The 25,583-nt window shown below is 42.1% G+C and carries 23 protein-coding genes; 15 read left to right on the forward strand and 8 right to left on the reverse strand.

Annotated elements, in window-relative coordinates; all coding sequences use genetic code 11:
- Positions 1-22 precede the first annotated feature (22 nt).
- Together G4Y78_RS03580 and G4Y78_RS03585 are read left to right on the forward strand one after the other, a co-directional pair.
- Positions 23-505, forward strand: a complete 483-nt coding sequence (locus tag G4Y78_RS03580) for a cupin domain-containing protein (RefSeq protein WP_163831727.1) — start codon at positions 23-25, stop codon at positions 503-505.
- Positions 506-673: 168 nt separating this feature from the next.
- The gene (locus G4Y78_RS03585; RefSeq protein WP_163831728.1) at positions 674-1,333 is read left to right on the forward strand and encodes a hypothetical protein; all 660 of its coding nucleotides are present in this window, start codon (positions 674-676) and stop codon (positions 1,331-1,333) included.
- A 118-nt stretch (positions 1,334-1,451) separates the two neighbouring features.
- On the opposite strand, the gene G4Y78_RS03590 is transcribed toward G4Y78_RS03585, so the two are convergent.
- Positions 1,452-2,375, reverse strand: a complete 924-nt coding sequence (locus G4Y78_RS03590) for a DNA-binding protein (protein WP_163831729.1) — start codon at positions 2,373-2,375, stop codon at positions 1,452-1,454.
- A 757-nt stretch (positions 2,376-3,132) separates the two neighbouring features.
- On the opposite strand from G4Y78_RS03590, the gene G4Y78_RS03595 reads away from it, so the two are divergent.
- Positions 3,133-4,260 carry an extracellular solute-binding protein gene (locus G4Y78_RS03595; protein ID WP_163831730.1) on the forward strand — a complete coding sequence of 376 codons (1,128 nt, stop codon included), beginning with the start codon at positions 3,133-3,135 and terminating at the stop codon, positions 4,258-4,260.
- 83 nt (positions 4,261-4,343) lie between these two features.
- A complete protein-coding gene (locus tag G4Y78_RS03600) occupies positions 4,344-6,233 on the forward strand; it encodes an FAD-dependent oxidoreductase (RefSeq protein ID WP_163831731.1) in 1,890 nt (629 codons plus the stop codon).
- A 67-nt stretch (positions 6,234-6,300) separates the two neighbouring features.
- On the opposite strand, the gene asd is transcribed toward G4Y78_RS03600, so the two are convergent.
- Positions 6,301-7,161 carry an archaetidylserine decarboxylase gene (gene asd / locus G4Y78_RS03605; RefSeq protein ID WP_163831732.1) on the reverse strand — a complete coding sequence of 287 codons (861 nt, stop codon included), beginning with the start codon at positions 7,159-7,161 and terminating at the stop codon, positions 6,301-6,303.
- A 61-nt stretch (positions 7,162-7,222) separates the two neighbouring features.
- Positions 7,223-8,044 carry a rhodanese-like domain-containing protein gene (locus G4Y78_RS03610; protein ID WP_163831733.1) on the reverse strand — a complete coding sequence of 274 codons (822 nt, stop codon included), beginning with the start codon at positions 8,042-8,044 and terminating at the stop codon, positions 7,223-7,225.
- Positions 8,045-8,276: 232 nt separating this feature from the next.
- On the opposite strand from G4Y78_RS03610, the gene G4Y78_RS03615 reads away from it, so the two are divergent.
- Positions 8,277-8,573 (forward strand): hypothetical protein, encoded by a 297-nt coding sequence (locus tag G4Y78_RS03615; RefSeq protein WP_163831734.1) that lies wholly within the window; start codon positions 8,277-8,279, stop codon positions 8,571-8,573.
- A gap of 59 nt (positions 8,574-8,632) precedes the next feature.
- Entirely contained in the window at positions 8,633-9,214 is a 582-nt protein-coding gene (locus G4Y78_RS03620) for a CBS domain-containing protein (protein ID WP_163831735.1), read from the forward strand.
- A 77-nt stretch (positions 9,215-9,291) separates the two neighbouring features.
- On the opposite strand, the gene G4Y78_RS03625 is transcribed toward G4Y78_RS03620, so the two are convergent.
- The 3 genes from G4Y78_RS03625 to G4Y78_RS03635 all read right to left on the reverse strand — a co-directional run bounded on the left by G4Y78_RS03625 (position 9,292) and on the right by G4Y78_RS03635 (position 13,660).
- Entirely contained in the window at positions 9,292-10,413 is a 1,122-nt protein-coding gene (locus G4Y78_RS03625) for a HEAT repeat domain-containing protein (protein WP_163831736.1), read from the reverse strand.
- Positions 10,414-10,418: 5 nt separating this feature from the next.
- The gene (locus G4Y78_RS03630) at positions 10,419-11,411 is read right to left on the reverse strand and encodes a penicillin-insensitive murein endopeptidase (RefSeq protein WP_163831737.1); all 993 of its coding nucleotides are present in this window, start codon (positions 11,409-11,411) and stop codon (positions 10,419-10,421) included.
- A 590-nt stretch (positions 11,412-12,001) separates the two neighbouring features.
- Positions 12,002-13,660 (reverse strand): HDOD domain-containing protein, encoded by a 1,659-nt coding sequence (locus G4Y78_RS03635; protein ID WP_163831738.1) that lies wholly within the window; start codon positions 13,658-13,660, stop codon positions 12,002-12,004.
- Positions 13,661-13,881: 221 nt separating this feature from the next.
- Between G4Y78_RS03635 and motA the strand changes: the two genes are divergently transcribed.
- Together motA and motB are read left to right on the forward strand one after the other, a co-directional pair.
- A complete protein-coding gene (motA, locus tag G4Y78_RS03640; protein WP_163831739.1) occupies positions 13,882-14,733 on the forward strand; it encodes a flagellar motor stator protein MotA in 852 nt (283 codons plus the stop codon).
- A gap of 2 nt (positions 14,734-14,735) precedes the next feature.
- A complete protein-coding gene (motB, locus tag G4Y78_RS03645) occupies positions 14,736-15,704 on the forward strand; it encodes a flagellar motor protein MotB (protein ID WP_163831740.1) in 969 nt (322 codons plus the stop codon).
- A gap of 5 nt (positions 15,705-15,709) precedes the next feature.
- Here the strand turns inward: motB and rsgA are convergent, their stop codons facing one another.
- Complete coding sequence (rsgA, locus tag G4Y78_RS03650; protein ID WP_163831741.1) at positions 15,710-16,738, reverse strand: small ribosomal subunit biogenesis GTPase RsgA; 1,029 nt, start codon at positions 16,736-16,738, stop codon at positions 15,710-15,712.
- 149 nt (positions 16,739-16,887) lie between these two features.
- Between rsgA and orn the strand changes: the two genes are divergently transcribed.
- Positions 16,888-17,454, forward strand: coding sequence for an oligoribonuclease (gene orn, locus G4Y78_RS03655; RefSeq protein ID WP_163831742.1), 567 nt, complete (start codon positions 16,888-16,890; stop codon positions 17,452-17,454).
- Here orn and queG read toward each other — a convergent pair.
- Positions 17,451-18,530 (reverse strand): tRNA epoxyqueuosine(34) reductase QueG, encoded by a 1,080-nt coding sequence (gene queG / locus G4Y78_RS03660; protein ID WP_163831743.1) that lies wholly within the window; start codon positions 18,528-18,530, stop codon positions 17,451-17,453. The two genes, orn and queG, sit on opposite strands and share 4 nt — an antisense overlap.
- A 212-nt stretch (positions 18,531-18,742) precedes the next feature.
- On the opposite strand from queG, the gene G4Y78_RS03665 reads away from it, so the two are divergent.
- The 6 genes from G4Y78_RS03665 (at position 18,743) to hfq (ending at position 25,578) form a co-directional block, all read left to right on the forward strand.
- On the forward strand, positions 18,743-20,278 hold the full coding sequence (locus G4Y78_RS03665) for an NAD(P)H-hydrate dehydratase (protein WP_163831744.1): 1,536 nt from the start codon (positions 18,743-18,745) through the stop codon (positions 20,276-20,278).
- Entirely contained in the window at positions 20,271-20,738 is a 468-nt protein-coding gene (gene tsaE, locus G4Y78_RS03670; protein ID WP_163831745.1) for a tRNA (adenosine(37)-N6)-threonylcarbamoyltransferase complex ATPase subunit type 1 TsaE, read from the forward strand. The genes G4Y78_RS03665 and tsaE overlap by 8 nt, the downstream gene beginning before the upstream one ends.
- Before the next feature lie 81 nt (positions 20,739-20,819).
- The gene (locus tag G4Y78_RS03675; protein WP_163831746.1) at positions 20,820-22,139 is read left to right on the forward strand and encodes an N-acetylmuramoyl-L-alanine amidase; all 1,320 of its coding nucleotides are present in this window, start codon (positions 20,820-20,822) and stop codon (positions 22,137-22,139) included.
- Between the two features lie 38 nt (positions 22,140-22,177).
- A complete protein-coding gene (mutL, locus tag G4Y78_RS03680; RefSeq protein WP_163831747.1) occupies positions 22,178-24,073 on the forward strand; it encodes a DNA mismatch repair endonuclease MutL in 1,896 nt (631 codons plus the stop codon).
- Between the two features lie 107 nt (positions 24,074-24,180).
- Complete coding sequence (gene miaA, locus G4Y78_RS03685; RefSeq protein ID WP_163836378.1) at positions 24,181-25,092, forward strand: tRNA (adenosine(37)-N6)-dimethylallyltransferase MiaA; 912 nt, start codon at positions 24,181-24,183, stop codon at positions 25,090-25,092.
- A gap of 231 nt (positions 25,093-25,323) precedes the next feature.
- Positions 25,324-25,578 carry an RNA chaperone Hfq gene (gene hfq, locus G4Y78_RS03690; protein WP_163831748.1) on the forward strand — a complete coding sequence of 85 codons (255 nt, stop codon included), beginning with the start codon at positions 25,324-25,326 and terminating at the stop codon, positions 25,576-25,578.
- The last annotated feature ends 5 nt before the right edge of the window (positions 25,579-25,583 follow it).

The raw sequence follows: 25,583 nt of genomic DNA on the forward strand, positions 1-25,583 counted from the left end.
AATTTTAAATTAAGGTAATGAAATGGATAAATATATAATAAAAAAAACAGAAATTGATAATATGGAAGGGTTAAATAAAACCCATTTCTTAAATACCAATGCCAAGCGCATTAATAAATCATTAGGAGATTTAACGGGATTAACCGGGCTTGGTTTTCATCTTATTGAAGTGCCTCCTGGTGCTGAGAGCACAGAGCTTCATGCTCATAAGTTTGAAGAAGAATGTGTGTATATTCTCGAAGGAGAGGCATTAGCCGTTATTGGGAGTGAATCTACTAAAGTCAGTGCAGGGGATTTTATAGGCTATAGAGCTGATGGCCTCGCTCATACCTTGAAAAACACAGGTAGTCTCTTGCTTAAATGCATTGTTGCTGGGCAGCGTTTAAATCATGATGTGGCTGATTACCCTAATCAAAATAAACGCATCTATCGTAATGCAGGTCAGCCATGGGATTTGGTCAACCTTGATAATATAGAGCATCCTCAGGCGGGTAAGAAATATTAGCGATAACCTATGTTGGTTGTACGTTAATTGTTCAGAACTAAGTAAGAACAAGGGGTAGAGTTGGTATTTAATATGTATTAACATCCGCGCCTCGTAAAATGCTGTGTTTGCCTGTTGAGCTTATATTGCATTTCGTGCCGCTTTTTATTTATCCAACGAGGTATATTGATGTATAGGTTGGCTTTTGTTGCTTTAGCATTATCAATTTTGTCTGGCTGTGTAACTCCAATTCCCCTTAATGAACAGGCCCCTTCAGTTGAGTATGTAACCAAAGATAAAGTACTTATTGCTGTAGTAGATGAAAGAAAACGAGTAAAAAAAGGAAAGCCAAAAGATTTTGTGGGGTTAGCTCATGCATCCTTTGGTATTCCTGTTGACTGGCATGTAAAGCAGGTGTTGGCTACAGAAAAAGAAGATAAAGAACGTAATTTATCTGAGTTTTTAGCTCATCGTGTAGTTACTGGATTAAATAATAAAGGTTGGGCTTCACAAGCAATAGCGCTTAATAGTGTGCCTAGCGCTGCTGAAGCAAAGAGTTTACTTTCAAAAGATCAAGCCAATAAATTATTTGTGTTGCTATTAAATGAATGGTATTTCAGTATTAACCTAAATTGGGTATCCTCATTTAATTTTGATACAGACTCTAATGTCTATGTTTATCAATATGAGCAAGGCAAAACTTTGGAAAAAAACTTTGCTGGACGTGATGTTATAGAAGAGGAAGCAGGAGATTCACCACAAAATAAAGTATTGCAAGCATATCGTGATCAGTTGGCCGAAATTTTAAGTGACAAAGAAGTTCAGGCGGCACTGACTGAAAGCAATTGATGGCATACGAAGTAAGGTCGAAATAGCTACTAAAAAAGTAAAGAAGCCTTAACATTAAGGCCTCTATTAAAAAACTCATCCAGCTTTTGGTAACGTTCCACTTTCAAGAGGCTGTTATTTATTGTTTTAATAAAATTCGATATTTATTGACCAGTGCAATCACTTGTTTTTCAAGTTCCTGGTTATGGGATAACAGTTTGTCTTGCTGGGCAAGGGAGGTGGATAGTTGGCTTTTTAGTTCTGTGTTATGTGCTTTTAATTCAGCACACTCAACTTGTAACTGTTGAATTTTATCTTGGTATTGGCCTGTGGATTGGCTGTTTGCTTCTGTTTGTTGCTGGGTGCTTTCAAGCTGTTGTTTTAGATCATTTAACTGTTTTTGCAGTGACACTTTAGAATGCTCTAAAGTAATGGATTTCTGTTGCTCTTGATGTAGTTGGCTATACAGTTCATTTAATTCTTTATCTGCCTGCTGAGATTGCTGGCACAGCATTGTTTTGTCAGATTTTAAGTGGTCTATAAAGCTATTTGCCTGTTTAAGCTCAGACCTTAAGTTGTTCGTTTGTTGTTCAGTAAGGGACAGTTGTTGGTTGAGCTGCTGCTGTCTCTCAATCAGTGCGGTGTTTTCGGTGCTTAAACTAGAAAACTCATCTAAGCTGATTTGTGCTTGTTGTTCTGTTTGGTTTAACTGATGTTTGAGTTGCTCTATTTGAGTATTAGCTAATTCTAATTCAACTTCTAACTCTTCAATAGCGGAAGTTGCGTCCTGGCTAATTGTTTGATAACTACGGTGGAAGTTAGCTTCTAGCTTCTGCAACTGTTGCTCAAGACTGGTTGAAATAGCTGCTACAAATTCATTGGTTAGATTTGGGTCAATTATCTTTCTATCTGTTATATGGCGTTTCCATATTTCCATCAAGGCTTTTGGATCACCTGCTTTGAGGTTTTTGCGTAATGCAAAGCCTGTCACTAGCATGCCTGCATGCTCAAGCTGTTCACCCGTTTCAATAACCTGTTCAGGAGTAATATCGGTAGATCCCATACTGCTAACCTAAAATAATATTAAGCAACTAAGGAACGTTCACGAAAAGTTTCATTTTCGTTGATATTCCCAATTTATCCCGTTACTACAAAACACGACATAGACTGCAAAGTTTTCATTGCTTTTGTGCTGTGTCTTGTTGTAACTAAAACAGTTGGCACGAAAAGTCAGAGTGTTTTGTTTGCTTTCCTAGCTTGAGTTAAAGACATAAGCTTTGTCGGATAAATTATACTATAAAAAGTGCATAAACAAAGAGTTAATTGGTTCACAAAACCATGTTTATTTAAATGCGTTCCTTTATTAAGAAATGTATACAAGTTTTTGAGTGGGTGATTTTTTTGTGGATTATGAAAGTCGGTTATGCACTATATAATGTTTTTTAAAGAGCGTTTATATTAAAAAGTAAAGTTAGCTAGCAGCCGTGTTGGGGTTATTTAATCGCTTGAGCGATTATTTTTAATTATTTTCTAATTAAAAAAGAATTATTGATTTTTTTGTAAAGGGAAGCTACTCAAAGAAATAGAATGCTTTAGCTACTCCATTTTAATACCAATTTTATAGCTAAATTTAATTCTGAATGGTCTTTCTATGTGGTTTTATTATGCTAAAAACAAGGTTGGATAAGTAGTGTGTACTAGATCAATAATAGTATGATATGTGAACAATAGTGGTTGGGTATGAGGATGAGTGCGCCCTGTTTTCTTTTATGTTAGCATGTTGAACATTATTGTAATGGTTGATATCAGTAGTATTTTTTATGCAGTATTTTCTTGCTTTGATTATTCTGATTTTATCGGAAGTAGCAGTTGCAAAAACATTTCGAATTTTAAATTGGGTTGCTTACATTGATAAGTCAGTGCTCAATGATTTTGCTGATAGATACAATGTTGATATAGAGTACGACACTTTTGATGATATTGATGGCTTTAGGCAAAAATTTTTAGTCAAAAATCCTGGTGGATTATATGATATAATATTCCCTCCCGTTGATTATATACCAGCTTTGATTGAACGGAATGTTTTATATAAGCTTGATAATACACAACTACCTAATATTAAAAATCTTTCTAAAACAGCACTATTAGATCTGAAAAAATACGATTCGACTAATAGTTATGTGCACCCTTATCTGTGGGGAACAGTTGGTCTTGGTGTTAATATCCAGCAAGTAAAGAAAGCCCTTAATGTTGATACAGTTCCACTGTCTTGGGATTTGGTCTTTAATCCAGAGTATGCAACTAAGCTAGCCTCTTGTGGTATTTCTTATTTAGATAGTGAAATTGAGATTTTTCCTCTGGTTTTAAATTATCTTGGTCGGCATGGCGATAGCCAGAAGCGTTCTGATATTGTGTATGCCTCGAAATACTTAAGGGGGTTAGCATCAGGTATTACTTACTTTGACTCTGAAAGTTATATGGAGCGTTTACAAGAGGGCGAGGTTTGTGTTGCTATAGGCTATTCTGGTGATATTCTTCAAGCTATTTCCCAAGCCAAAAAAGCTAAAAAAGACTTTGAATTGCAGTATATTCTTCCAGAAGAGGGTACTTCTCGTTGGATAGATGCGGTCGCTATACCCAGTGATACAGCTAACCTTGAACTTGCCCATGCTTTTTTAAACTATTTAATGGAGCCTGAGGTAATTGCCAAAATCACTAACTATGTTTGGTACGCTAATAATGTACCTGCTTCGACATCATTAGTTGATAAAGCTGTTGTTAATGATCAGACAATTTATCCGACAGAGAGTGTACAAGCTAAACTGTTCTCTATCCCCAAATATGAGTTACGATTACAACGCTCAATGATAAGGTATTGGACGCGGGTGAAATGTGCTCATTCTACGGAGCAGTGTCGAGCCCCAATTTCTGGGCTACCAGGGCTATAAATGGACTTACCGACGTTTTATATTATTTAATCAATTTGACTTTGTGTTTTTACTGAAAATTATAACTGTCATGAGGTCTCGTCATGTCTATAACACGTAGGGATTTTCTTAATGGTGTGCTGATCAGTACGGCTGCAGCACCACTGGCCCAGTTTGGTTTTACAAATACGGCTATTGCTGGTGAATTGAAAGATTATCCTCCATTAAAAACAGGTATGCGAGGTAGTCAACCAGGTTCGTATGATGCAGCTCATTCCATTGCGTGGGCTGGAAAAAAAGACTTTGGTAAGCCTACTCAATTAAAAGAAGAGTATGACTTAATTATAGTTGGAGCGGGTATCAGTGGATTATCCGCTGCTTATTTTTATCAAAAACAGTTTGGAAAAAAAGCACGGATATTATTGTTAGATAATCATGATGATTTTGGTGGGCATGCACGACGTAATGAGTTTAATATCAATGGGCAAATGCGGCTTGGCTATGGAGGAACTCAATCCATCGAGAACCCTGGCTCTTATAGTGAAGAGGCTAAGCAACTGCTCAAAGAGCTGAATATTGAAACTTCCTTTTTCCAAAAAGCATATAAAAAAGACTTTTTTAAACGTAATCAGCTGAGTGGAATCACTTATTTTAGTAAGGCTGTTTATGGCAAGGATACAACGGTACCATTTGTGTTTAAGGAGCTTGCCGAGTTTATGGCCGGGATTCAGGATAATGCTATTAATGCTGAACAAGCCATTAAGCAAATGCCTTTATCTGAAACGGCGCGTCAGCAACTATTAAATTTGACTTCAAATAAGCCGAAAAAGATGTTATCCATGCCAGTCAAAAAGCAGGCAATATACTTACATAACACGTCTTATTATCAGTTTGTACAAGACGAATACGGGGTAACTGACCCATTGGTGCTGCGTTTACTTCGTTATATGATCGCTGACGACTGGGCAATGGGGACTGATACCTTATCTGTTTATGAGGCGGTAGATAGTGGTTGTCCTGGTATTGATGCTGATCAAATGTATGGAATATTGAAAGCGGCAGGTGAAGATCTAGGTGTGGATAAAGAGGAAGATTATATTTATCATTTTCCTGATGGAAATGCCTCGATTGCCAGAGCATTAGTGCGTCAGTTGATACCTGGTGTGGCTGATGGTAAAACCATGGAAGACTTGGTTACTGCCAGGTTTTATTATAATCGTCTGGATAAACCAAGTTCATTGGTCAGGTTACGATTGAATAGCACGGTTTATAATGTAAAGCGTGAAGCGAGTGGGGTGACTGTTTCTTATGTGAATAACAACAAAGCCTTTACAGTAAAAAGTAAGCATTGCGTGCTGGCTTGTTACAATATGATGATCCCACACTTGGTACCCCAGTTGCCTGATACGCAAAAAGAGGCTTTAACTGAATTAGTAAAAATGCCGCTGATTTACAGTACAGTTGTATTAAAAAACTGGCAGGCAGTGCAAAAACAGGGGCTTGCTGTTGCTTACTGCCCAGGTAATTTTCACACCATTGTTCAGGTTGATTACCCAGTTGATATTGGGAAATATAAACATAGTAGTAACCCGGATATGCCGATGAGTTTAACCATGATTGCTGTGCCAATGGGGAAAGTCGGTCAGCCTGTTAAAGAACAATTTAAGGCAGGGCGGAGAGAAATACTGAGTATAACTTTTGCTCAGTTTGAAAAAGAAATTAAAGACCATTTAAATGGTATGCTAGGTCCTGTGGGGTTTGATGCGGATCGTGATATTGAAGCAATCACTATTAACCGCTGGGGGCATGGTTACTCCTATTATTACTCTGATTTAAATGAAGGGGATGACTTTGAAGAAAATGGCCCACATATAAGAGGGAGTAAGCCTTTTGGACCAATTACTATTGCTAACGCAGACTCGGGTGCAGATGCCTATACGGATGTAGCTATTGACCAGGCTTATCGTGCTGTAAGTGAGTTGGTTACAAGATAAGGTTACATAAAAGATAAAAGAAAAGGGTGTTTAAGCCCTTTTCTTAACTTTAGAGGTGCCCTTGAGGTTAGGTAGTTTTTTCCCCGATTGCACTTCCCATTAATACGGTGCTATCAGCCTTTAAGCTTGCTTCCCAATCAATAGCATCTTTACCAAATAAAACAATTGCCGTAGAGCCTAATTTAAAGCGACCCATTTCATCGCCCTTGGCTAATTTGATGGGTTGTCTTGCTGCTTCGGTATAATCAGTTTGCTTTAACTGGCGTCTAGGTGGTGTGACTAATCCTGCCCAGGTAGTTTCAATGCTAGCAACAATCATTGCTCCTACCATTATTACTGCCATTGGACCTATATCCGTATCAAATATACAAACCACTCGCTCATTTTTAGCAAATAAGCCTGGTACATGTTCGGTAGTAGCTTTATTAACGGAAAATAACCGACCAGGAACATAAATCATTGAGCGAAGTGTACCACCATAGGGCATATGAACACGGTGATAGTCTTTTGGTGACAAGTAAATGGTCGCGAAAGATCCGTCATTAAACTCTTGAGCTAGAGTAACATCTCCACCTACTAACTCTGTTAGGCTATAGTCGTGGCCCTTGGCTTGGAATACCCGGCCATATTCTATTTTGCCTAATTGACTAACAGCACCGTCAGCAGGGCTTATAATAATATTGTCGTCTGTTGGAATCGGGCGGGCATCTGCTTTTAATGGACGAGTAAAAAAGTCATTAAAATGCTCAAATGATTCTGGATATTCATTTTCAGCTAAGCTCATATCCACTTGGTAGCGTTTAATAAACCATTTTATAAAAGCGTTTTTAAACCAGCTCCAACGACATTCTGCCACCCAATAGGCTGCTCTGGATAAACAGTGGTGTGGGGTTAAATGCTGTAATTTAACAAACAACGGAGATTTCACGCATTACCTCTTGTATAAGCTTATAAAACCAATACTACGAAAACAAAAAAGACTGCATAGGTTACTTTTCAATAGGGGTATCGGGTAGATTTCCCCACTCTGACCAAGAGCCATCATAGGCCTTAATATTTTTAAACCCTAAGGATTTTGCCACTAAATAGGTGAAGCCTGAACGGTGATGGCTTTGGCAATGAGTGACGATAGTTTTGTCTGCAGTAATACCGCAGTTTTCAAGTTGTTCCTGGATATCATCACGTATTTTTAGATTGTTTTGCTGATCCATACCGCGAGTCCATTCAAAGTTAATGGCACCTGGTATGTGTCCACCACGTTGAGCGAGCACTTTGATCCCTTGATATTCGGCTGGTGAGCGGGCATCCCACACTACAAAATCAGGAGAATTTAGTTGGCTTTTTATATAGTCAACGTCCGCTATAGGGGTGGTGTCAATTGTAATAGCAACTTGAGTGGGTTGCGGCTGAGGGGGAATTTCAGCAGTCACTGGTAAATCATTTCCCAACCAGGCATGTAAGCCGCCATTTAAGTAAGAATACTGTTTATGGCCAATAACATCCAGAGTCCAGATAAAGCGACCTGCCCAGCCACCACCTTCATCATCATATACAACTACGTGCTGTTTGCCAGTAAAACCAATGCTGCTGAGTAATTGTTCTAGTTGCGTTTTTGAGGGTAGTTTGCCAGGTGCTGGCGGCTGGCCTAACATCAGCTGTTGCGGCGCAATATGATGTGCGCCCAGCAAATGCTGCTCTAGGTAAGTTTCCTGTCGGGAAAGGTCAACTAACAGTATGTCGGGGTGAGTTTGAAACTGTTGAAGAGATTTTGGATCTATAACTAAAGGCAGTAGTGGCAAGGGCTGAGTCATTTTTTGGCATCGCAATCAGTTAGTATCAAGAGAATTGTAATAGATCGACCTAATAGCTACCAGTGATTAGGTTATCTGGTTAGCTTTGGTTGCATAATAAGCATTGCTATATATTAGTTAGGTTTATTTACTCTTGGGTTAAGTATTACTACTGATTGAGGTTAATGCTATTGAAGCCTATAAATGAATTAAAAGTAATACATAATCTTTACCCACGGCTTTGGGGTAAGTCATGAACAGTTTTAGATGCAACAGTAATATACAAAACCTTTTAACCATTTTACTTATTGGGTTTATTACTGCTGGCGTGGCTTCCAATTATAAGCTGGCAGTGGTTGATGTAAAGAATGATAGTAATATTGAGTTGTGTGCTGCTGAAGACAGCTGTACCTCTGATTTAGATATAGTTGCATCCCAACATCAACCCTTAATTACCCGCACCATCAATCAATATTTCCTTTTTGGAAAAGTTGTATATCCTTTTGAGCAGTTCAAATGCTTTTTAGAAGCTAGAGCCCCTCCAGTATAAAAATTATTTGCATAAATAACTTAGAATTAGCAGATAAAATTATAATTGAGGGTATTAAAATGACTAGCTTCAATGAACTTCCTGTTGTTAAACAAAATGATTTTCAAGTAAACAAAGCCTCAGTAATGACTAAACGGCTTCGGTTTGAAAGCCCTGCTGAAGAAGCCTTATTGCGATTTATTCAGCTTGAAGCCCATGTTATGGAAACAGACACAAATATTAATACTGCGTTATTGATTATGCATAATAGTCATGACTGTCTTAAATTTGTTGTAAGTAAAAATGATGATATTCTTGGCATTATTACTACTGCAGACTTAGAAGGACGTAAAGTCTTGGCTATTGCTAATAAAATGAATAAGCAGCGGCAAGAATTAACTGTCAAAGATATCATGGTACCAATTGAGCAATTGGGAATTTTAAAGTATTCTGATATTTGTCATGCTAAAGTTGGTAATCTAGTAAAAACCCTTCAGCAACAAGGGGCCCAACATCTTCTAGTGGTGGCGGGCGATGCAATGATTGGTGTGGTATCTGCAGCTTATCTATCAAGAGTCACTGACACTGCTTTAAATATTCCAGAAAAAGCACAGAACTTTTCTGATATTTTTAATGTGGTGCATAATAAACAAGCTCTTTAATAGTCGTTTAACAAAAAAAGGGGCAAATTTGATTTTGCCCCTTTTATTTTGCCTTTCTTTAATCACTACTATCCAGGTTAAGGCGCCATGATGTCATCCCCGCCGGGATTGTAGTCACTGGCTTCAAACATCACCGCGCGTTGATCATCAAACTCTTTAAAAGCCTGATATTGCTCTTTATTCATAGGTATGTCAGCAAGTGCTTGCCAGGCAAGCTCGCGTACAGCCCAGTCTTCCTCTGTGTCTTGCAGAGTACTGACTAGTGCACTGGTGGCCGAGTCATTAACAAAGCGAGAACGTGCCAAGGCGAATGCGGCACCAGCGCGAACATCTACAGAGCTATCATTTAAGGCAGTTACTACGGGTTGAAGCTGGTCAATGTCAGATGCCCAGTCGGCAATTGCGATTAAAGAGCGCCTTCTTAACTCTGGGTTTGGATGTTGGCTCAATGATTGGAAACTATCCATTATTAAGCGGGAATCATCAGGGCTGGTAGGGTGTTTCTGCATAGCAAAAATAGCAGCACCCAATACTTCAGGGTCAGTTTCACTATTAATTACATTAAGAATTTTGTCTCGCTGTTTTTGCTGGAAAATACCAAGGCGGCTCATTAATTCTAACCCAGCAACTTTTTCTGATTTAACAGTGCTTCCAGTCAGCTCTAAAGAAAGCTCTTCAACTTCCGGGTCCTGGATGGTGCCTAATAATACGCCCAGCATCTGCCCAGGGATCGAGCTTAAGTTAGAGCGGAACTTGGCAATAGCCCACTTTAATGCTGCTGGATTTTGCTGTATTTCTTGTAACAATTTTGCTTCTAATTGTTGCTGTAACCCTTCAGCAAAAGGAGTTGGATGTTCAGCTAGTGATTCTAGTTTGGCAAACAAATCAATAATTGCTTGTTCGGGACGTGTTTTAACGATTTCGCTGTTTTCACCAGACTTATTTTGCTCTGAGGTTTCTTCAGCTGCTAATTCTTGATTTTCTTGGGCAGGAGAGACTGTAAATGGATTGTCTTCCATAGTCGACTTGTCATTTTTAGTGGTGTCTGTATTTGTTAGCTGAGTGACCGGTACAACTGTATTATGTTGTCCAAGTGAATAACCCAAAGCGCCACTGATTAGGCTAGAAAGACAAATACCAATAAAAAGTTGTTTTTTTAGTTTTTGCTCTGTTTGAGTAATAAGACCTGTAACGTCCATATATATCACTTAATACGTAGGTGAAAGTGATCGTGGTGGTTAGGCCAGCACATCACATAGGCAACACCTGTTGCCCCTGGTTTTTTCCGGCAGTCGCCATAGCGTTTACCTGAGTGTGACGGTAGCATGCTAAACACTTTATTATCATTAAAGAAAATTAAATCAACTTCAAAGTGTTTTTTTAGATATTTTTTAATGTACTCAAGGCTTCGTTTGCTAGAGTAGTTTTTTTGGTAAATGGTAGTTCCTTTTGAAGCACCATCTCTGCGAATAAGTCTAATATCAACATCTTCTCCGCGCTGGTGGCTGACATGGCCTGATATTCGACCACCGTGTTTAAGCGACAGGTCGCCAATTCCAATTTTGCCCCAATTGGAGTGATCCCGGTGCCAGGCTAAAGAGGATTTTTGTAAGCCGTAAACTAAGCGAGGCAAGCCCCAAGAACGGTTGGCGGGCTTTGTAGAATAAAACCCTTTTCCTTGTGCAGGTAGCTGAATGAAACCAGCGTTAGATTTTGGTGGTCTGGGTGGGTTGGGGTTATTTAGAAATTTTCCATAAATCCAGCGCTGATTGCCTCCAAAGTAAATTTTATCCCATCCTCCACGAGTTTCGGCCACTGCCCACTCTGCATTACGAGAAGTTTGGCCTACAGTTCGATAGTGAGTACCAGGGCCACTTCTGATATTGAGTGAGCCCACTTTGACTTTTTTGGACTTTCTGCTGGCTTGGCTGACATAACTGTTGCTTATCCAGCCAGTGCGACTATCAAACCAAATTCTTCGCCAGCCACTTCGGTTATCAATGCTTACATAAACCTGACCCGCCGTAACAGTACCAATAATGCTAGCTTGGGTACTGGGGTTGGCACGAACATTAAGTGTATCTACTTTAATGCGAACTGTTTGGCTTGCAATTGCGGCGCTACTGAAAATGGTGCCCATCAGACAAAGCAATAGACCACACCATTGGTATAGCTTTGTGCTGATTGATTGGGTCATCCAGTTGCTCCTATTATTCTTCATGAAAACGCTGTTTATGTATTCCAATGTTGTTTAGGTGATATCAAATGTTTATTGACAGTGATCACAAATTTAGTTTGTTTTCTGTCAATGTTATTTGTATAACAGCTCATCTTATTAAATACGCCTTTTGTTTTTTGCTGCATTTCTCATACAGCTGGTAAAAAATGATTGCTTCTATAAAAGGCGTTTTAAATAAAATACTCACGCTAGTTTTTTTATCAACCATTAGTCATTTAATACTTTGAATAATTCCAAGGTTTTAGTTAGATTTATATTTTGCGTCGCGTATAATTTTTTATTGAATGTAAAATTGGTCAAGGTTTGTTTATTTTTATAATTTATGAAATAGTTCAGTTTTTTTGGTTTGCAGAATATATTCTAAAGTTGTAGGTAAAGCAGTGGATTTTTCGTAAGCAGTCTAGCAGTCAGTTATTCTAGTATATTGAGCTTAAATGATGACTGAACAAACTTGTCTAAATCTAGTGGTGATAACTGAATTTGATACTAAAGATAGGTAGTAGCGTATTTTGTCAGATTATTTTACATATGCATGGTTTTATTTTTGGTTACCGCTGTTTTTTTCGTTGCGCCATTTCCAGTAAAGTGACTCGGCAGGCGTTACCTAAGGCTTGCATATATCTAAAATCAGCTACTTTAAATAGGCTATTTGAGTGGGCCATATCCATATATAACATGCCAATTGCTTTGTTTGGCATAGTGAGCGTCTGTAGCATAAAGTGGTCGTGTCCTACGGCTTTTTTAAAAGGACCTGGTATTTTTGCCCAAATATCCGGCTGCTCTTTGCCTTTTACCCAAATGGTTTGCTGTTTTTTTAATAAATCATTTAAAAAAGGCGCGGTTGCTAAAACTATTTCAAATTCCACTTTTTCAGTTTTGGGATGGCAACGAAATACTTTTAATCGGGTCCTTTCTTTGTTGGTTAAAGCAATGACTAGCCGCTCGTAGGCTAAAGCTTCCATAATGGCTTCAGTTAATATATCAAGCAAAGAAGCAAGTGTAGGGTATCTTTCTGGCTGATTCTTTAGATTTTCTACAATTTGTTTGAAATGCTCAATATTGCCATGTTTTTCAGCAATGCTTTGTGGTGTGGGTGGAGCAGTTTTTATGGCTGGCTCAATAGTGATTTTGGTTTCTTCTGTTGGTGCTGGGAGAGGTTCGCTCGCTTTACTAACTAGTTTTGCCAGCTTTGGTTCATGGTAAAGCACTTCGGGGTTAACCAGGCCTGTGGCTGGTGCTGGGCCATAGCCATAGGTTAGCTTATGAGAAAGATGGACGGCTTCTTGGTGGATAGCTTGGGTGGTTTTATCCCAGCCCCTATTCAACAACGCAGCCATTATCCCGCTAAGTCGGTTGTTACTCAGGCTAAACCAACTATATCGACTGCTCTGAGCCAACGCATTTGCCCAAAATACAAATGCCGCAGTAGTACCCAGCAAAAGCCTAAACTGAGGGTCTTGTTCTTTTTTTTGTTGAAATCGTCTTTCTGCTCGTTGGCTAGCCAGTGTATACCCATGTTCTGGTTTCTGCCTGCCAAATCGGCTCATTGCAATCCAGCTAGTTGACTTGGTTTCCCTCAACTGCTCCCATGCATGGTGGCTAATTCCTGGTAGTGCCCAATAGTCATCGAGTGCCAATTGCAGCGTTGAGATGGTACAGCCCAAAATTTGGCGTTCTACTGTCAATGCATGTTTACCACCGTACTGTTGAATCGTCTGCATTTTTTCTGGGCTATGTAACGCCATAGCCCAGCGGGTGACGTTAAAGAAGAGGGCTGCCCAAAAAACTTCTTCGCTGGTTTTATGGGTTTTTTGTTTGAACCAATATTGGGCTTGGTGGGCAGCATGCAGGCTGTTGGTTACTTCTTTGATAAAACAGCTAACCTTTAAATTATTACTTAACGGATCAAAGGCTTTAACTGACTTGATAAATGCTTTAATGGCATCTACACCAAGCATGGCCATAGCATGTTCAAGGCTTTTTACTCGTGTGTCATGAGTAATGTCGCGGTTTTTATTGGCTTGGTGAAACATATGGAAAGCAGTCAGCGGGCAGTGTCGGATAATAGCAACCAACGGTGGCAAGGTATTATCTCCAGCTATAGCCTCTAATAAGGCAGCTTTTGTTGTTTGTGGAATAGGCAAAGCTTTTTTTTTCAACAGCTGTTGCCATGCAGCTACTCCATGCACGGGTGGTGTCGTTTCCATGGTTAGATTTGTCTAAAACAGTCTAATGGCCTTTACTTGATTATAGTCAGTCGCTATTAAATGTTAGTGAATTTTGGCTTTTTTGCTTAAACAATAATGACAAGGGAATGAGTGCAATAAGATTCACTACGTTGGTTATTTTACGCAGTGTCAAAATATAAAGTAATGATTATTAATTTATTACCAGGTGGTTTTTTTTTAACCTTAGGGCTTAAGCGAAGATGTTTAAGATCATAGGTATTTTGATTGTCATCGGCAGCGTGGCTGGTGGTTATGTACTTTCTCATGGCGAGTTAATGGCGCTGTGGCAGCCTTTTGAAGTACTGATAATATGTGGTGCGGCGCTAGGTGCTTTTTTTATTGCGAATCCTTTTTCTACATTTACCCATGTACTAAAACAAATTCCTACTGTCTTATTTGGTTCAAAATTTAATAATGATTTTTTTATGGATCTGCTGGGGCTTTTATATGAGCTTTTAAATAAAAGTCGTCGTGATGGGATGATGGCAATTGAAGCTGATTTGGAAGATCCTTCTGGCAGCGCTATTTTTACTCGTTACCCTACAATTTTACGTGATCATCATTTGACAGAATTTATTGCTGATTATTTACGGTTGATGTCGTCTGGTAATATGGCGCCTCATGAGCTGGAAAGCCTGTTTGATATGGAAATTGAAACCTTGGCTGAAGAACTTGAGCACCCTTTTCACGCGGTCACTAAAGTGGCTGATGGCCTTCCTGGTTTTGGGATTGTCGCTGCGGTTTTGGGAATTGTTATCACCATGAAAGACCTTGGGGGGCCTGCTGAGCAATTGGGTGCTCATGTTGCTGCTGCATTGGTTGGGACATTTTTAGGTATTTTATTTGCCTACGGTTTTGTAGGGCCGATGTCTCAGGCAATGGAACATAATGTACAAGAAGAACTCAATGCTTATGAGTGCGTAAAAGCCTGTCTGGTTGCGTCTTTAGGGGGGATGCCACCAGCGCTATCCGTTGAGTTTGGTCGTAAAGCACTTTACGCACATTCTCGTCCATCCTTCCTAGAGCTGGAGCAGCATATTAGATCACGGTAGTTATGGAACGTGAAGAATCTATAGTCATCAAGCGGGTCAAGAAAGGCGGGCATGGTCATCATGGTGGTTCATGGAAGATAGCTTTTGCCGACTTTGCTACTGCAATGATGGCATTTTTTCTGGTGTTATGGTTGATTTCTCAATCTACTGAGGAGCAAAAAATAATAATTGCAGGTTATTTTCAAGACCCTACTGGCCAAAGTGATAAAGCCAGCCCTTATGCAATCGATTTAGGTGGAAGCCCAGTAGTTTCCAATCAAAGTGGTATCGGCTCACCTAAGCAACACAAAACTCAGCAGGATGAAACGGATGAATTAACTGAAGTGGGCGCTAAGACCACGTTGGCTGATCAATTGGAACAACAAAGGCTGGAAGCACTGTTAGCGGTGCTAAAGAAAAAAGTTAACGAAAACCCGGTATTAAACAAATTTAAAGACCAGTTGATTATGGATGTTACACCAAATGGTTTGCGCATCCAGATAGTTGATGCTGACAAAAAACCAATGTTTGCCAGTGGTAGTGCCGAATTAAAATTTTATTTTGAAGATATTTTATTAGAGCTAGCCCCTATGATCGCGTCGGTACCCAATAAAATCAGCATCAGTGGGCACACAGACGCGACGCCATTTGGTACTAGGGATGACTATGGCAACTGGGAGTTGTCTGCTGACCGGGCTAACACGGCCCGCAGAACTCTAATATTTGGTGGTGTGAAAAAGCAGCAAGTGGCTCAAGTGGTTGGGCTGGGTGATTCTGTACTTTTTGATGCTAAAAAACCAAGAAGTCCGGTTAACCGTCGCATTGATATTTTAATTTTAAGTAAACAGGCAGAAACGAACTTATCAAGAGTTTCAGGTAAATCTAAAGAGGCTGAGAAAGGGTCTCCCAGTCCTCAACAGCCGCTACTTGATCGAAAGCGGCTGAATATATTCGATGCTCGAGAAAAAGCGAAACAAAACCAGCTTAAATAATACTCTTAGCTACTTTCTTCTAATGAACGAGCAATGTGTTTAAAGCTTGCCATCCGGTTGGGGTGAATTTTTCCCTCTTCAACTGCTTGGCGGAGAGCACAGTCAGGTTCCTGTTCATGTTTGCAGTCGCGGAATTTGCATAACCCCAGTATTTCTTTGAACTCTTTAAAGCCTTGTGCCAGGGTAGCGCGATCCATGGACCACAGGGCAAACTCACGAATGCCGGGTGAGTCAATCAGCTTACCCCCGGTGGGGAAATGAAAAAGAGTGGCTGCAGTAGTGGTGTGGGTACCCTTACCTGTGATGGCAGATAAATCGCCCACTCTAGCTTCTACATCAGGTAATAAAGCATTCACCAAAGAGGACTTTCCTACCCCCGACTGACCAACAAATACGCTAGTATGGGCATCTAGTAGTGAAGTTAGTTGATCCAAACCGTGTTCACGCGTTGTAGATGCATGTAAAACTTGGTAGCCAATCTGACGGTAAATATTCAGCATATCTGTCAGAGTGCTTTCAAACTCAGGCTCATCAGTAAGCAAATCGGTTTTATTAAGGAGAATAACAGGTTCTATGTCACTGAGTTCAGCAGCAACCAGATAACGGTCAATCAAATTAGCGTAGGGGGTGGGCCGTGGAGCAACTACAATCACAATATAGTCTATATTGGCAGCGACGGGTTTTAGTTGGCCACGGCTATCTGGGCGAGACAGCAGTGAGTTCCTTGGCAGGCTAGCGACAACGACCCCGGATTGATTGGCTCCTGCTCGCCAGACTACCTGGTCTCCTGTTACCAGGGCTGGTAAATTAGCTCGAATATGGCAGCGATAGCGGGTACCTGGTTGGTCTAATGGCTCGACATCAATTTGGGCGCCATAGTGAGTAGTAATCAGTCCATGCTGTTCAGGCCCTAGTTTGCCTGAAGTCAGTTGCTGTTCTAACGAGTCGCCTTTTCTTTCGGCTCGCTTGGCTCGTTCTTGCTGAATTTTTTCAATACGCCAAGCTTGGCGGCGGTTTAGACGGCGTTTACTCATAAAAGTGGTTTTTCATAATTCCAAACAGTTTGCTAGAAGCCATAAATCGGCATTATCATTGAGCGAAATTTGCGAATCAATACTATCACTATGTATTAAGGCGCGTTTTAATTAAATGTAAGCCGCTTTATCCGATTAAGGATGCGTTGATGTCGAAAGCTGAAAACCTGATCTGGATTGACCTCGAAATGACAGGGTTAGACCCTGAGCAGCACCGTATTATAGAAATAGCGACCATAGTCACTGATCAGGATTTAGAAGTTATTGCTGAAGGCCCTGTGTTTGCGATTCATCAGCCTGACGCACATATGCTGACAATGGACGAGTGGTGTACCACTACCCATGGCCAAACAGGGCTATCCGAGCGAGTAAAAAACAGCAATATAGATGAGGCCCACGCAGAAAAGCTCACTATCGAGTTCTTGCAGCAATATGTTGAGGCAGGGGTTTCACCTATGTGTGGTAATACTATCGGTCAGGATCGTCGTTTTTTAGTTAAGTACATGCCTAAGCTAGAAAAGTTTTTTCATTATCGCAGTATTGATGTCAGCACGCTTAAAGAGCTAGCCCAGCGCTGGACCCCGGAAATTCTAAAGCATATTAACAAGAAAAATTCCCACCTTGCCCTTGAAGATATTCGTGAGTCGATTGAAGAGCTACGTTATTATCGAGAGCACTTTATTCGCCTGGATGCTAAGTCCAAAGAGCCAAGTTAGTCTTTAGCTTGCGGATTTAGGTGCTGCTCCAAGGCCCACTCGATATGTTCTCTAACTAGCTCAGAACTATCCTCTAAGCGGCTCTTCAGAGCTTCTAATATCTTTGTTGAAGTGGGGGCATTGCCTAACCCAACGGCTAAGTTTCTTAGCCAGCCTTGGTAGCCTGAGCGCCGAATAGGCGAGCCTGCTGTTCGGTTGAGAAACTCTTCTTCAGTCCATAAAAACAGCTCCACTAGCGATGAGCTATCCAGCTTATGGCGAGGTAAAAAGTCGGTCTCCTGAGTGGGTTTGGCAAAGCGATTCCAAGGGCAAACTAGCTGACAGTCATCACAGCCAAATACTCGGTTGCCCATTTTTTTTCTCAACTCAATGGGGATTGCCCCTTTCAACTCAATAGTTAAGTAGGAAATGCAGCGTCTTGCGTCCAATTGATAAGGCCCGACAAACGCATCGGTTGGACAGATATCCAGGCAGGCTGTGCAGCGACCGCAATGATTTTTATCGGTGGGAGTGTCAGCAGGTAATGGCAAGTCGGTAAATAACTCACCCAGGAAAAACCAGGAGCCAGCTTTTCGGCTAAGTACCAGAGTGTTTTTACCTATCCAGCCTAGCCCAGCTTGCTCTGCGATGGCTTTTTCTAAGACTGGGGCACTGTCTACGAAGGCACGATAGCCAAACTCGCCAACCGCGTCGGTGATCTTTGCGGCAAGCTTGGCTAGGCGTTTACGAATCACTTTATGGTAGTCCCGCCCAAGTGCATAGCGAGAGATATAGGCTTGATCAGGCTCATTAAGAATACGTACGGTTTCCGTGTCACCTGGCAGATAGTCCATTCTGGCACTAATTACCGTTAAAGTGCCGGGTACCAGCTCTGCAGGACGGCTGCGTTTGGTGCCGTGGGCTGCCATATAGTCCATTTCGCCATGATAGCCAGGCTCCAGCCAATCTCTTAAATGCTGCTCGTGGGGGCCTAAATCGACACCACTGATGCCAATATCTTGAAAGCCAAGTTCTCTCCCCCAGCGTTTGATGTCGGTTGCCAGTAAATTCAGTTTGGCTTCAGGTAACTGCTTCATAATAGGGGAATGACTTGTCTACAACTATTGGGAACTTGAATATATCGCTATTGGTCAAATTAATGTTTTTGCCTAGTGATCTTGGCCTGTTTGTAACAGGTGTAGCCCCTTGAAATTAGCTCGCATTGGTGACAGAAGATAGCTGACGTATAATTGCTAAATACACTTAATAATCTCAACATTCATTGGAGTGACTTGTACTGACAACGCTTATGGCCAACAGTTTATCACAACCGCTTTACACTGCAGAACAAGTAAGGCAACTGGATCACTATGCGATTCATCAGCAGGGGATTCCTGGCTATACCCTAATGGAGCGTGCAGGCAAAGCCACATTCAAGGTACTGCAGCAACAATGCCTACAGTGGTTTGGCAAAGCGGGTTATAGCCTGCAAGTGCTTTGTGGTTCAGGCAATAATGCAGGTGATGGCTATATCGTGGCAGGCTTGGCCAAGCAGAAGGGTGTTGAGGTTGAAGTTATTGCAGTGGGTGACCCAGGTAAGTTAAAGGGAGATGCTCTTACTGCCTATCAGTGGTGCCTGAAGCAGTTAGTACCAATAATCCCCTGGCAAGAAAAACATGAACTAACTGCAGATGTGTTTGTTGATGCGTTACTGGGGACTGGGCTAACTGGCTCGGTTCGAAATACCTATGCTCTTGTTATTGAAACACTTAACGTAACTGAGAAGCCGGTCATAGCTGTTGATATCCCCTCTGGGTTATGTGCGGATACTGGGGCTGTATTGGGGGTAGCAGTTAAAGCAGAGAATACGGTCACTTTTATTGGCCGTAAGCGAGGCCTGTATACCCACCAAGGGCCTGAATTTGCGGGTGACGTTAGCTTTGCTGGTTTGGGGGTGCCTGAGCTGGTTTACCATGCGACCCCTTGCAATAGCCATTTGCTTGATCCAGCCTGTTTTTCAAATGCTTTACCCATACGTCGTCAAAACAGTCACAAAGGTCTTTTTGGTCACTTGCTGCTAATTGGTGGTGACCACGGTATGGCGGGTGCCATTACCATGGCTGCCGAAGCTGCTCTTCATACCGGAGCTGGATTAGTTTCAGTGGTGACTCGTCCAGCTTATATTTCTGCTATACAGGCACGCTGTCCGGAAGTAATGGCAGTTGGCTGTGATAACCCAGATCAGATTGCACGGGTGCTGGCGGGTAAAACTGCTATTGTGGTAGGCCCAGGACTAGGCCAAAGCCATTGGTCTCGACAGTGTTTGTTAGCTGCTATTAATTCAGGTTTACCCTTAGTAATTGATGCCGATGGATTGAATTTAATGGCTGTAGAGCCCACTTTGCTAGAGCAAAAGCAAAGCGACTGGTTATTGACACCTCACCCAGGAGAAGCCGGCCGGTTGATGGGGGTATCTACCCAAAAAATACAGCAAAACCGTTTTGCTGCTGTAGAGCTGCTGGCTGATCAATATAACAGCACCATTGTACTGAAAGGGGCAGGTAGCCTGGTTTGTACTAAAGGACAGATTCAGCTGGCTAATGTTGGGAACCCAGGCATGGCGGTAGGTGGTATGGGGGATGTGTTAAGTGGCTTGCTTGGCGCCTTACTGGCACAGGGGGTAAGCACAGTAGATGCTGCTGGCTTAGGTACCTGGCTGCATAGCCATAGTGCTGACCAGTTAGCAGAGTTGATTGGCGGCTACTATGGGTTGAGGGCAACGGAGCTTATTCCCCTAATCAGAAAACAGATAAACCAGATGGCAGTGAAGAGTGGGCATGGTTGAAAATATTACTTTTGTTCTGGCAAACGAAGCAGCAACCGTCGATTTTGGTAAGCAGCTTGCATTAGCTGCTGACGGTAAAGGTATTTTTTATTTAGAGGGTAATTTAGGGGCAGGAAAAACCACATTATGCCGTGGTGTGTTACAAGCATTGGGTCATCAAGGCTCAGTAAAAAGCCCTACCTACACCATTGTCGAGCCTTATGAGCTGGATGAGTATAAAGCTTACCATTTTGATTTATATCGGCTAGGAGAACCTGAAGAGCTGGAATTTTTAGGGGTAAGAGATTATTTGCTGGACGACAACTTATGTCTAATTGAATGGCCAGAAAGAGGGGAAGGTTTTTTGCCCCAGGCAGACCTTACTGTCACACTGAGTTATCAGGGGCAAGGGCGTACGGTCAAGCTTGCTGCTCACACTGAAAAAGGCCGACAGGTTTGTCACAGAATAACGAATAAATGACGACAAGTGCCTTGCAAAACACTATTGCACATGACATTTTGCATGGCCACTAATAAATGATCATAAGGAGTCATCAGATAGATGAGACTCAGTAGTCTTTTTGTTTTGATCTGGTTTTGCTTGGGGGTAGCAAGCAGTCAGGCGGCAACAGTTGAGGGGGTTCGGGTTTGGCCGGCACCTGACAATACTCGGCTGGTATTTGACCTGTCAGGCCCTATTGAGCACAAAGTATTTAAGCTGGAAAACCCTGATCGGCTGGTGATTGACTTAGAGTCAGCAAGCTTGAGCACATCTCTTGATAAACTGGATGTGAGTAAAACCCCTATTGCCAGGATTCGTTCAGGCGCTCGCAATCAGCGTGACCTTCGGGTGGTACTGGATTTAAAGCAGCCATTAAAACCAAAAAGCTTTGTGCTAAAGCCAAACGAAACCTATGGTAATCGGTTGGTCATTGATTTGTTCAATCAAATTAAAACCCCCGCAAGGTCTGTTGATCAAGTGGCCAAAGCGACTGCCCCTATTGGTCAGCGTGATGTCATCATAGCCATAGATGCTGGGCATGGTGGGGAGGACCCCGGCGCCGTTGGCTTTGGCCGATTGCGAGAAAAAGACGTGGTGCTTTCAATTGCCAGAAAGTTGGCGTACCTGTTGGAACAAGAACCTGGTTTTAAGCCGGTGTTGTTACGAAAAGGCGATTACTACATTGGCTTACGGCGCAGAACTCAAATGGCCAGAGAAGCCAACGCAGATATGTTTATTTCAGTTCATGCAGATGCCTTTAAAAACCGGCGTGCTTATGGTGCTTCTGTGTTTGCACTATCCCAGCGTGGTGCCACTTCAGAAACGGCTCGTTGGCTGGCCAGTCGGGAGAACAATGCTGACTTAATTGGTGGGGTTGGCAGCGTCAGTTTGGATGATAAAGACAAAGTGCTAGCAGGTGTGTTGTTAGATTTATCAATGACTGCCAGCTTAACCGCTAGCTTGGATGTAGGAAGTAAGGTATTAAGACGTATAGGAGGCTTTAATCGCTTACATAAACGGCATGTGGAGCAGGCAGCTTTTGTGGTGTTGAAGTCACCGGATATTCCTTCGATACTGGTGGAAACTGGCTTTATTTCAAACCCCTCTGAATCAAAAAAGCTGGCCAACAGGTCTCATCAACGGCAATTGGCTAGAGCGATTTTTTCAGGCATTAAAGAGTACTTTGATGATCGGCCACCACCAGGTACACTACTGGCTGCTCGAGTCAGTCGTGATCTTACTCATTACGTCATTCGCAGAGGGGACACCCTTTCTACCATTGCTGCTCGTCACAATGTATCGGTTGCCAGTATACGCCGAGCCAATAAATTGGCAGCTGATGTGATCCGTGAAGGGCAGGTGCTGCAAATTCCCAACTAAATGCTTGTAATAAAACTAGTCGCTTGATCTAACGCTGTATGAAACGAATTCAATTATTAAGTACTCGCTTAGCTAACCAGATTGCGGCTGGTGAGGTTGTGGAAAGGCCTGCATCAGTTGCTAAAGAGTTGTTGGAAAATGCCATTGATGCCGGTGCGAACCGAGTTGATGTTGAAGTAGAGCAAGGTGGTATAAAGCTGCTTAAAGTGCGCGACAATGGCTCTGGCATAATGAAAGATGACTTGCCATTATCGCTAAGTCGCCATGCCACCAGTAAAATTACTGAGCTTGAAGACCTTGAGGCGGTTGCCAGTCTTGGTTTTAGAGGAGAGGCACTGGCAAGCATCAGCTCGGTTTCCCGATTAACGTTGACCTCTGCAGTTAAAGGCCAATCCAGTGCCTGGCGTGTGCAAACTGAAGGACGGGATATGCAGCCAGTGGTTGCGCCTTCTGCTCATCCGGTGGGCACTACGGTTGAAGTTCGGGATTTGTTTTTTAATACCCCGGCCCGACGGAAGTTTCTCAAAACAGAAAAAACTGAGTTTGGTCATTTGGAAGAAGTGGTCAAACGGTTAGCCTTAAGTCGCTTTGATGTCAGTTTTAATTTGCGTCATAACCAGCGTACTATTCATCAGCTTAAAGTAGCTAAAACCCAGCAAGAAAAAGATCGCAGGGTGGCTCAGGCCTGTGGCCCTGAATTTATTGAAAATGCCGTTTGCTTGGATGTTGAGTCTGCTGGAATGCGTTTATGGGGTTGGGTAGGGTTGCCCACTTATTCTCGTAGTCAGGCTGACTTACAGTACTTCTTTGTAAATGGTCGGGTGATTCGTGATAAGTTGGTGAGTCATGCAGTTCGTCAGGCCTATCGAGATGTGCTCTATAATGGGCGACACCCAACCTTTGTTTTGTATTTGAGCGTTGATCCTGCCACAGTCGATGTTAATGTTCATCCAACCAAGCATGAAGTACGGTTTCGAGATAGTCGCACTGTCCATAATTTCTTGTTCAGTACATTGCATCATGCATTAGCTGAAGTACGCCCTGGCGATCAGCTATCTTCTACTGTTCAGCCATCAGCTATTGAGACTCGTTCAAGTGCTTCTACAGGCGCTGAAGCGGGTGAGTTTAAACAGCAAGAGCAAATCCGTTTTAATCAGCCTGCAGCTAGTCAGTCGATTTTTGGTAGTCAGCCTCAAACATACTCTCAACAACCTAATAGGTATCAAGTAGCTGAACAGCTGGCGGGTTATGGGAAGCTGGCCGAAGCTGCAGATGAAATTATTGCAGCACAGCCAGGGGTTTTATCGGAGCCTATAGTCGATGCTGGAAGTGAGCATAATGAGCCAGAAATACCACCATTGGGTTACGCATTAGCACAGCTAAAAGGAATTTATATTCTGGCTGAAAATCAACATGGCCTTGTGCTGGTAGATATGCATGCAGCTCATGAGCGAATTACTTATGAGAGGATGAAGCAGTCTTATCAGGCTGAAGGAATAAAGTGCCAGCCAGTATTGGTGCCAGAATCCATGGCAGTGAGCCAACGAGAAGCGGACTGTGCAGAGGAGTTCCAATCACTATTTGCCAGCCTTGGTTTTGAGCTGCTCCGGATGGGGCCAGAAACGGTGGTGGTTAAAGCTATTCCAGCACTGTTGAAGCAGGCTAATGTCAGTCAGCTTGTCCATGAAGTGTTGTCTGATTTGCTGGAGCATGGTACCAGTGATCGGATTCAAGCACATATCAATGAAATTTTAGCCACCATAGCTTGTCATGGCTCGGTGCGGGCTAATCGAAAACTCACTCACCCTGAAATGAATGCGCTGCTTCGAGACATGGAGCAAACTGAGCGTAGTGGTCAGTGCAACCATGGCCGACCGACTTGGACTCAGCTTTCTTTAGCAGAATTAGATAAGCTGTTTTTGAGAGGGCGTTAAGTCTTTTTAATGTTTGTTTCTGACTTGAAGTGTAGTGTGTAGTGGACCGCATCGAAAATACTGAGAAAAAAACGACTAGCCAGCCTAAGCCTGCGGTTATTTTTTTAATGGGGCCAACGGCATCGGGTAAAACTGATTTAGCAATAGAAATAGCGAAGCATCTACCCTGTGAGTTAATTAGTGTAGATTCGGCTCTGGTATACAAGGGAATGGATATTGGGACAGCAAAGCCAGCCCCTGAAATATTAGCTGAGTATCCACATCATTTAATTGATATAAAAGATCCTGCAGAACCTTATTCTGCTGCTGATTTTCGTTCTGATACATTGCAATTAATAGCAGACATTGTTGCCAGAAAAAAAATACCTTTACTGGTTGGTGGCACCATGCTTTATTTTAAAGCGCTTAAAGATGGGCTTGCGGAAATGCCTGCTGCTGATGACGCAATTAGACAACAGATTATGGCTGAAGCGAGCCAACATGGATGGGCTTATATTCATGCCCAATTAGCAGCAGTTGACCCTAAATCTGCGCAACGGATTCATCCAAATGACCCGCAAAGGTTGCAGCGGGCGCTAGAGGTTTATCAAAGCTCTGGCAAAACCATGACTCAGTATCGTCAGGAACAGCAACTTCAACAGCTGAGTTTTCCCTACCGGGTTATTAGTATGGCAGTTGCGCCACAAGAACGGAAAGTTTTACATCAGCGGATAGAAAAGCGGTTTTTACAGATGGTTGACCAGGGATTGTTGGCAGAGGTAGAGGCCCTTCGGGAACGCTCTGACCTTAACCCTAACTTGCCTTCTATTCGCTCAGTAGGGTATCGCCAGGCTTGGGAGTATCTGGCGGGGGAACTAAGCTATGAAGAGATGATCGAAAAAGGCATTGTTGCTACACGTCAGCTGGCGAAGCGTCAATTTACCTGGTTACGCAGTTGGCCTGGGCTCCATTGGTTCGACAGCCTTGATCAGGATTTAACTGCTCAGGCCTTGAAATTTCTGGAGCAGGAACTTATATAGAGCTTAGGTTTTAATTTTAAGCTATCATATACAGCTACTATTATTATTGTTTGGTTTGCGCTTATCGCTGCTAACGCTGGAAATGACAGGTATAGAACTTTAACTAAAGCGATTGGCTTTTGCTAAAGCTGTTGGCCTTACTTCTAGGTTTGAAGTTTTGTAAGCGGATTATTTTATTTATTAGTAAGCATTTTTTTAATTTTTTTGATATTTAATTAAAGGAGTACAGCAATGTCAAAAGGGCATTCTCTACAAGACCCTTACTTGAACGTGTTGCGCAAAGACCGTATACCTGTTTCCATTTATCTGGTTAATGGTATTAAGCTACAAGGGCAAATTGAGTCATTTGACCAGTTTGTTATTTTGCTGAAAAACACCGTCAGCCAGATGGTATATAAACATGCTATTTCTACAGTGGTTCCCACCCGTGCCGTTAGATTACCAATGCAAGGGCAGGAGCAAAGTGGCGAGCCTGGTAATAATTAAGGAGT

The organism is Spartinivicinus ruber (assembly GCF_011009015.1).
Classification (GTDB): Bacteria; Pseudomonadota; Gammaproteobacteria; order Pseudomonadales; family Zooshikellaceae; genus Spartinivicinus; species Spartinivicinus ruber.

What these genes read in the sequence shown, in the direction of transcription:
- rsgA (WP_163831741.1), bottom strand. Translation starts at nt 16,738, where the DNA reads ATGAGTAAACGCCGTCTAAACCGCCGCCAAGCTTGGCGTATTGAAAAA.
- G4Y78_RS03635 (WP_163831738.1), bottom strand. Translation starts at nt 13,660, where the DNA reads ATGGAAACGACACCACCCGTGCATGGAGTAGCTGCATGGCAACAGCTG.
- G4Y78_RS03595 (WP_163831730.1), top strand. Translation starts at nt 3,133, where the DNA reads ATGCAGTATTTTCTTGCTTTGATTATTCTGATTTTATCGGAAGTAGCA.
- mutL (WP_163831747.1), top strand. Translation starts at nt 22,178, where the DNA reads ATGAAACGAATTCAATTATTAAGTACTCGCTTAGCTAACCAGATTGCG.
- G4Y78_RS03590 (WP_163831729.1), bottom strand. Translation starts at nt 2,375, where the DNA reads ATGGGATCTACCGATATTACTCCTGAACAGGTTATTGAAACGGGTGAA.
- G4Y78_RS03585 (WP_163831728.1), top strand. Translation starts at nt 674, where the DNA reads ATGTATAGGTTGGCTTTTGTTGCTTTAGCATTATCAATTTTGTCTGGC.
- G4Y78_RS03620 (WP_163831735.1), top strand. Translation starts at nt 8,633, where the DNA reads ATGACTAGCTTCAATGAACTTCCTGTTGTTAAACAAAATGATTTTCAA.
- miaA (WP_163836378.1), top strand. Translation starts at nt 24,181, where the DNA reads ATGGGGCCAACGGCATCGGGTAAAACTGATTTAGCAATAGAAATAGCG.
- G4Y78_RS03630 (WP_163831737.1), bottom strand. Translation starts at nt 11,411, where the DNA reads ATGACCCAATCAATCAGCACAAAGCTATACCAATGGTGTGGTCTATTG.
- G4Y78_RS03615 (WP_163831734.1), top strand. Translation starts at nt 8,277, where the DNA reads ATGAACAGTTTTAGATGCAACAGTAATATACAAAACCTTTTAACCATT.
- G4Y78_RS03580 (WP_163831727.1), top strand. Translation starts at nt 23, where the DNA reads ATGGATAAATATATAATAAAAAAAACAGAAATTGATAATATGGAAGGG.
- G4Y78_RS03610 (WP_163831733.1), bottom strand. Translation starts at nt 8,044, where the DNA reads ATGACTCAGCCCTTGCCACTACTGCCTTTAGTTATAGATCCAAAATCT.
- motA (WP_163831739.1), top strand. Translation starts at nt 13,882, where the DNA reads ATGTTTAAGATCATAGGTATTTTGATTGTCATCGGCAGCGTGGCTGGT.
- G4Y78_RS03625 (WP_163831736.1), bottom strand. Translation starts at nt 10,413, where the DNA reads ATGGACGTTACAGGTCTTATTACTCAAACAGAGCAAAAACTAAAAAAA.
- tsaE (WP_163831745.1), top strand. Translation starts at nt 20,271, where the DNA reads ATGGTTGAAAATATTACTTTTGTTCTGGCAAACGAAGCAGCAACCGTC.
- motB (WP_163831740.1), top strand. Translation starts at nt 14,736, where the DNA reads ATGGAACGTGAAGAATCTATAGTCATCAAGCGGGTCAAGAAAGGCGGG.
- hfq (WP_163831748.1), top strand. Translation starts at nt 25,324, where the DNA reads ATGTCAAAAGGGCATTCTCTACAAGACCCTTACTTGAACGTGTTGCGC.
- G4Y78_RS03675 (WP_163831746.1), top strand. Translation starts at nt 20,820, where the DNA reads ATGAGACTCAGTAGTCTTTTTGTTTTGATCTGGTTTTGCTTGGGGGTA.
- G4Y78_RS03665 (WP_163831744.1), top strand. Translation starts at nt 18,743, where the DNA reads ATGGCCAACAGTTTATCACAACCGCTTTACACTGCAGAACAAGTAAGG.
- orn (WP_163831742.1), top strand. Translation starts at nt 16,888, where the DNA reads ATGTCGAAAGCTGAAAACCTGATCTGGATTGACCTCGAAATGACAGGG.
- queG (WP_163831743.1), bottom strand. Translation starts at nt 18,530, where the DNA reads ATGAAGCAGTTACCTGAAGCCAAACTGAATTTACTGGCAACCGACATC.
- G4Y78_RS03600 (WP_163831731.1), top strand. Translation starts at nt 4,344, where the DNA reads ATGTCTATAACACGTAGGGATTTTCTTAATGGTGTGCTGATCAGTACG.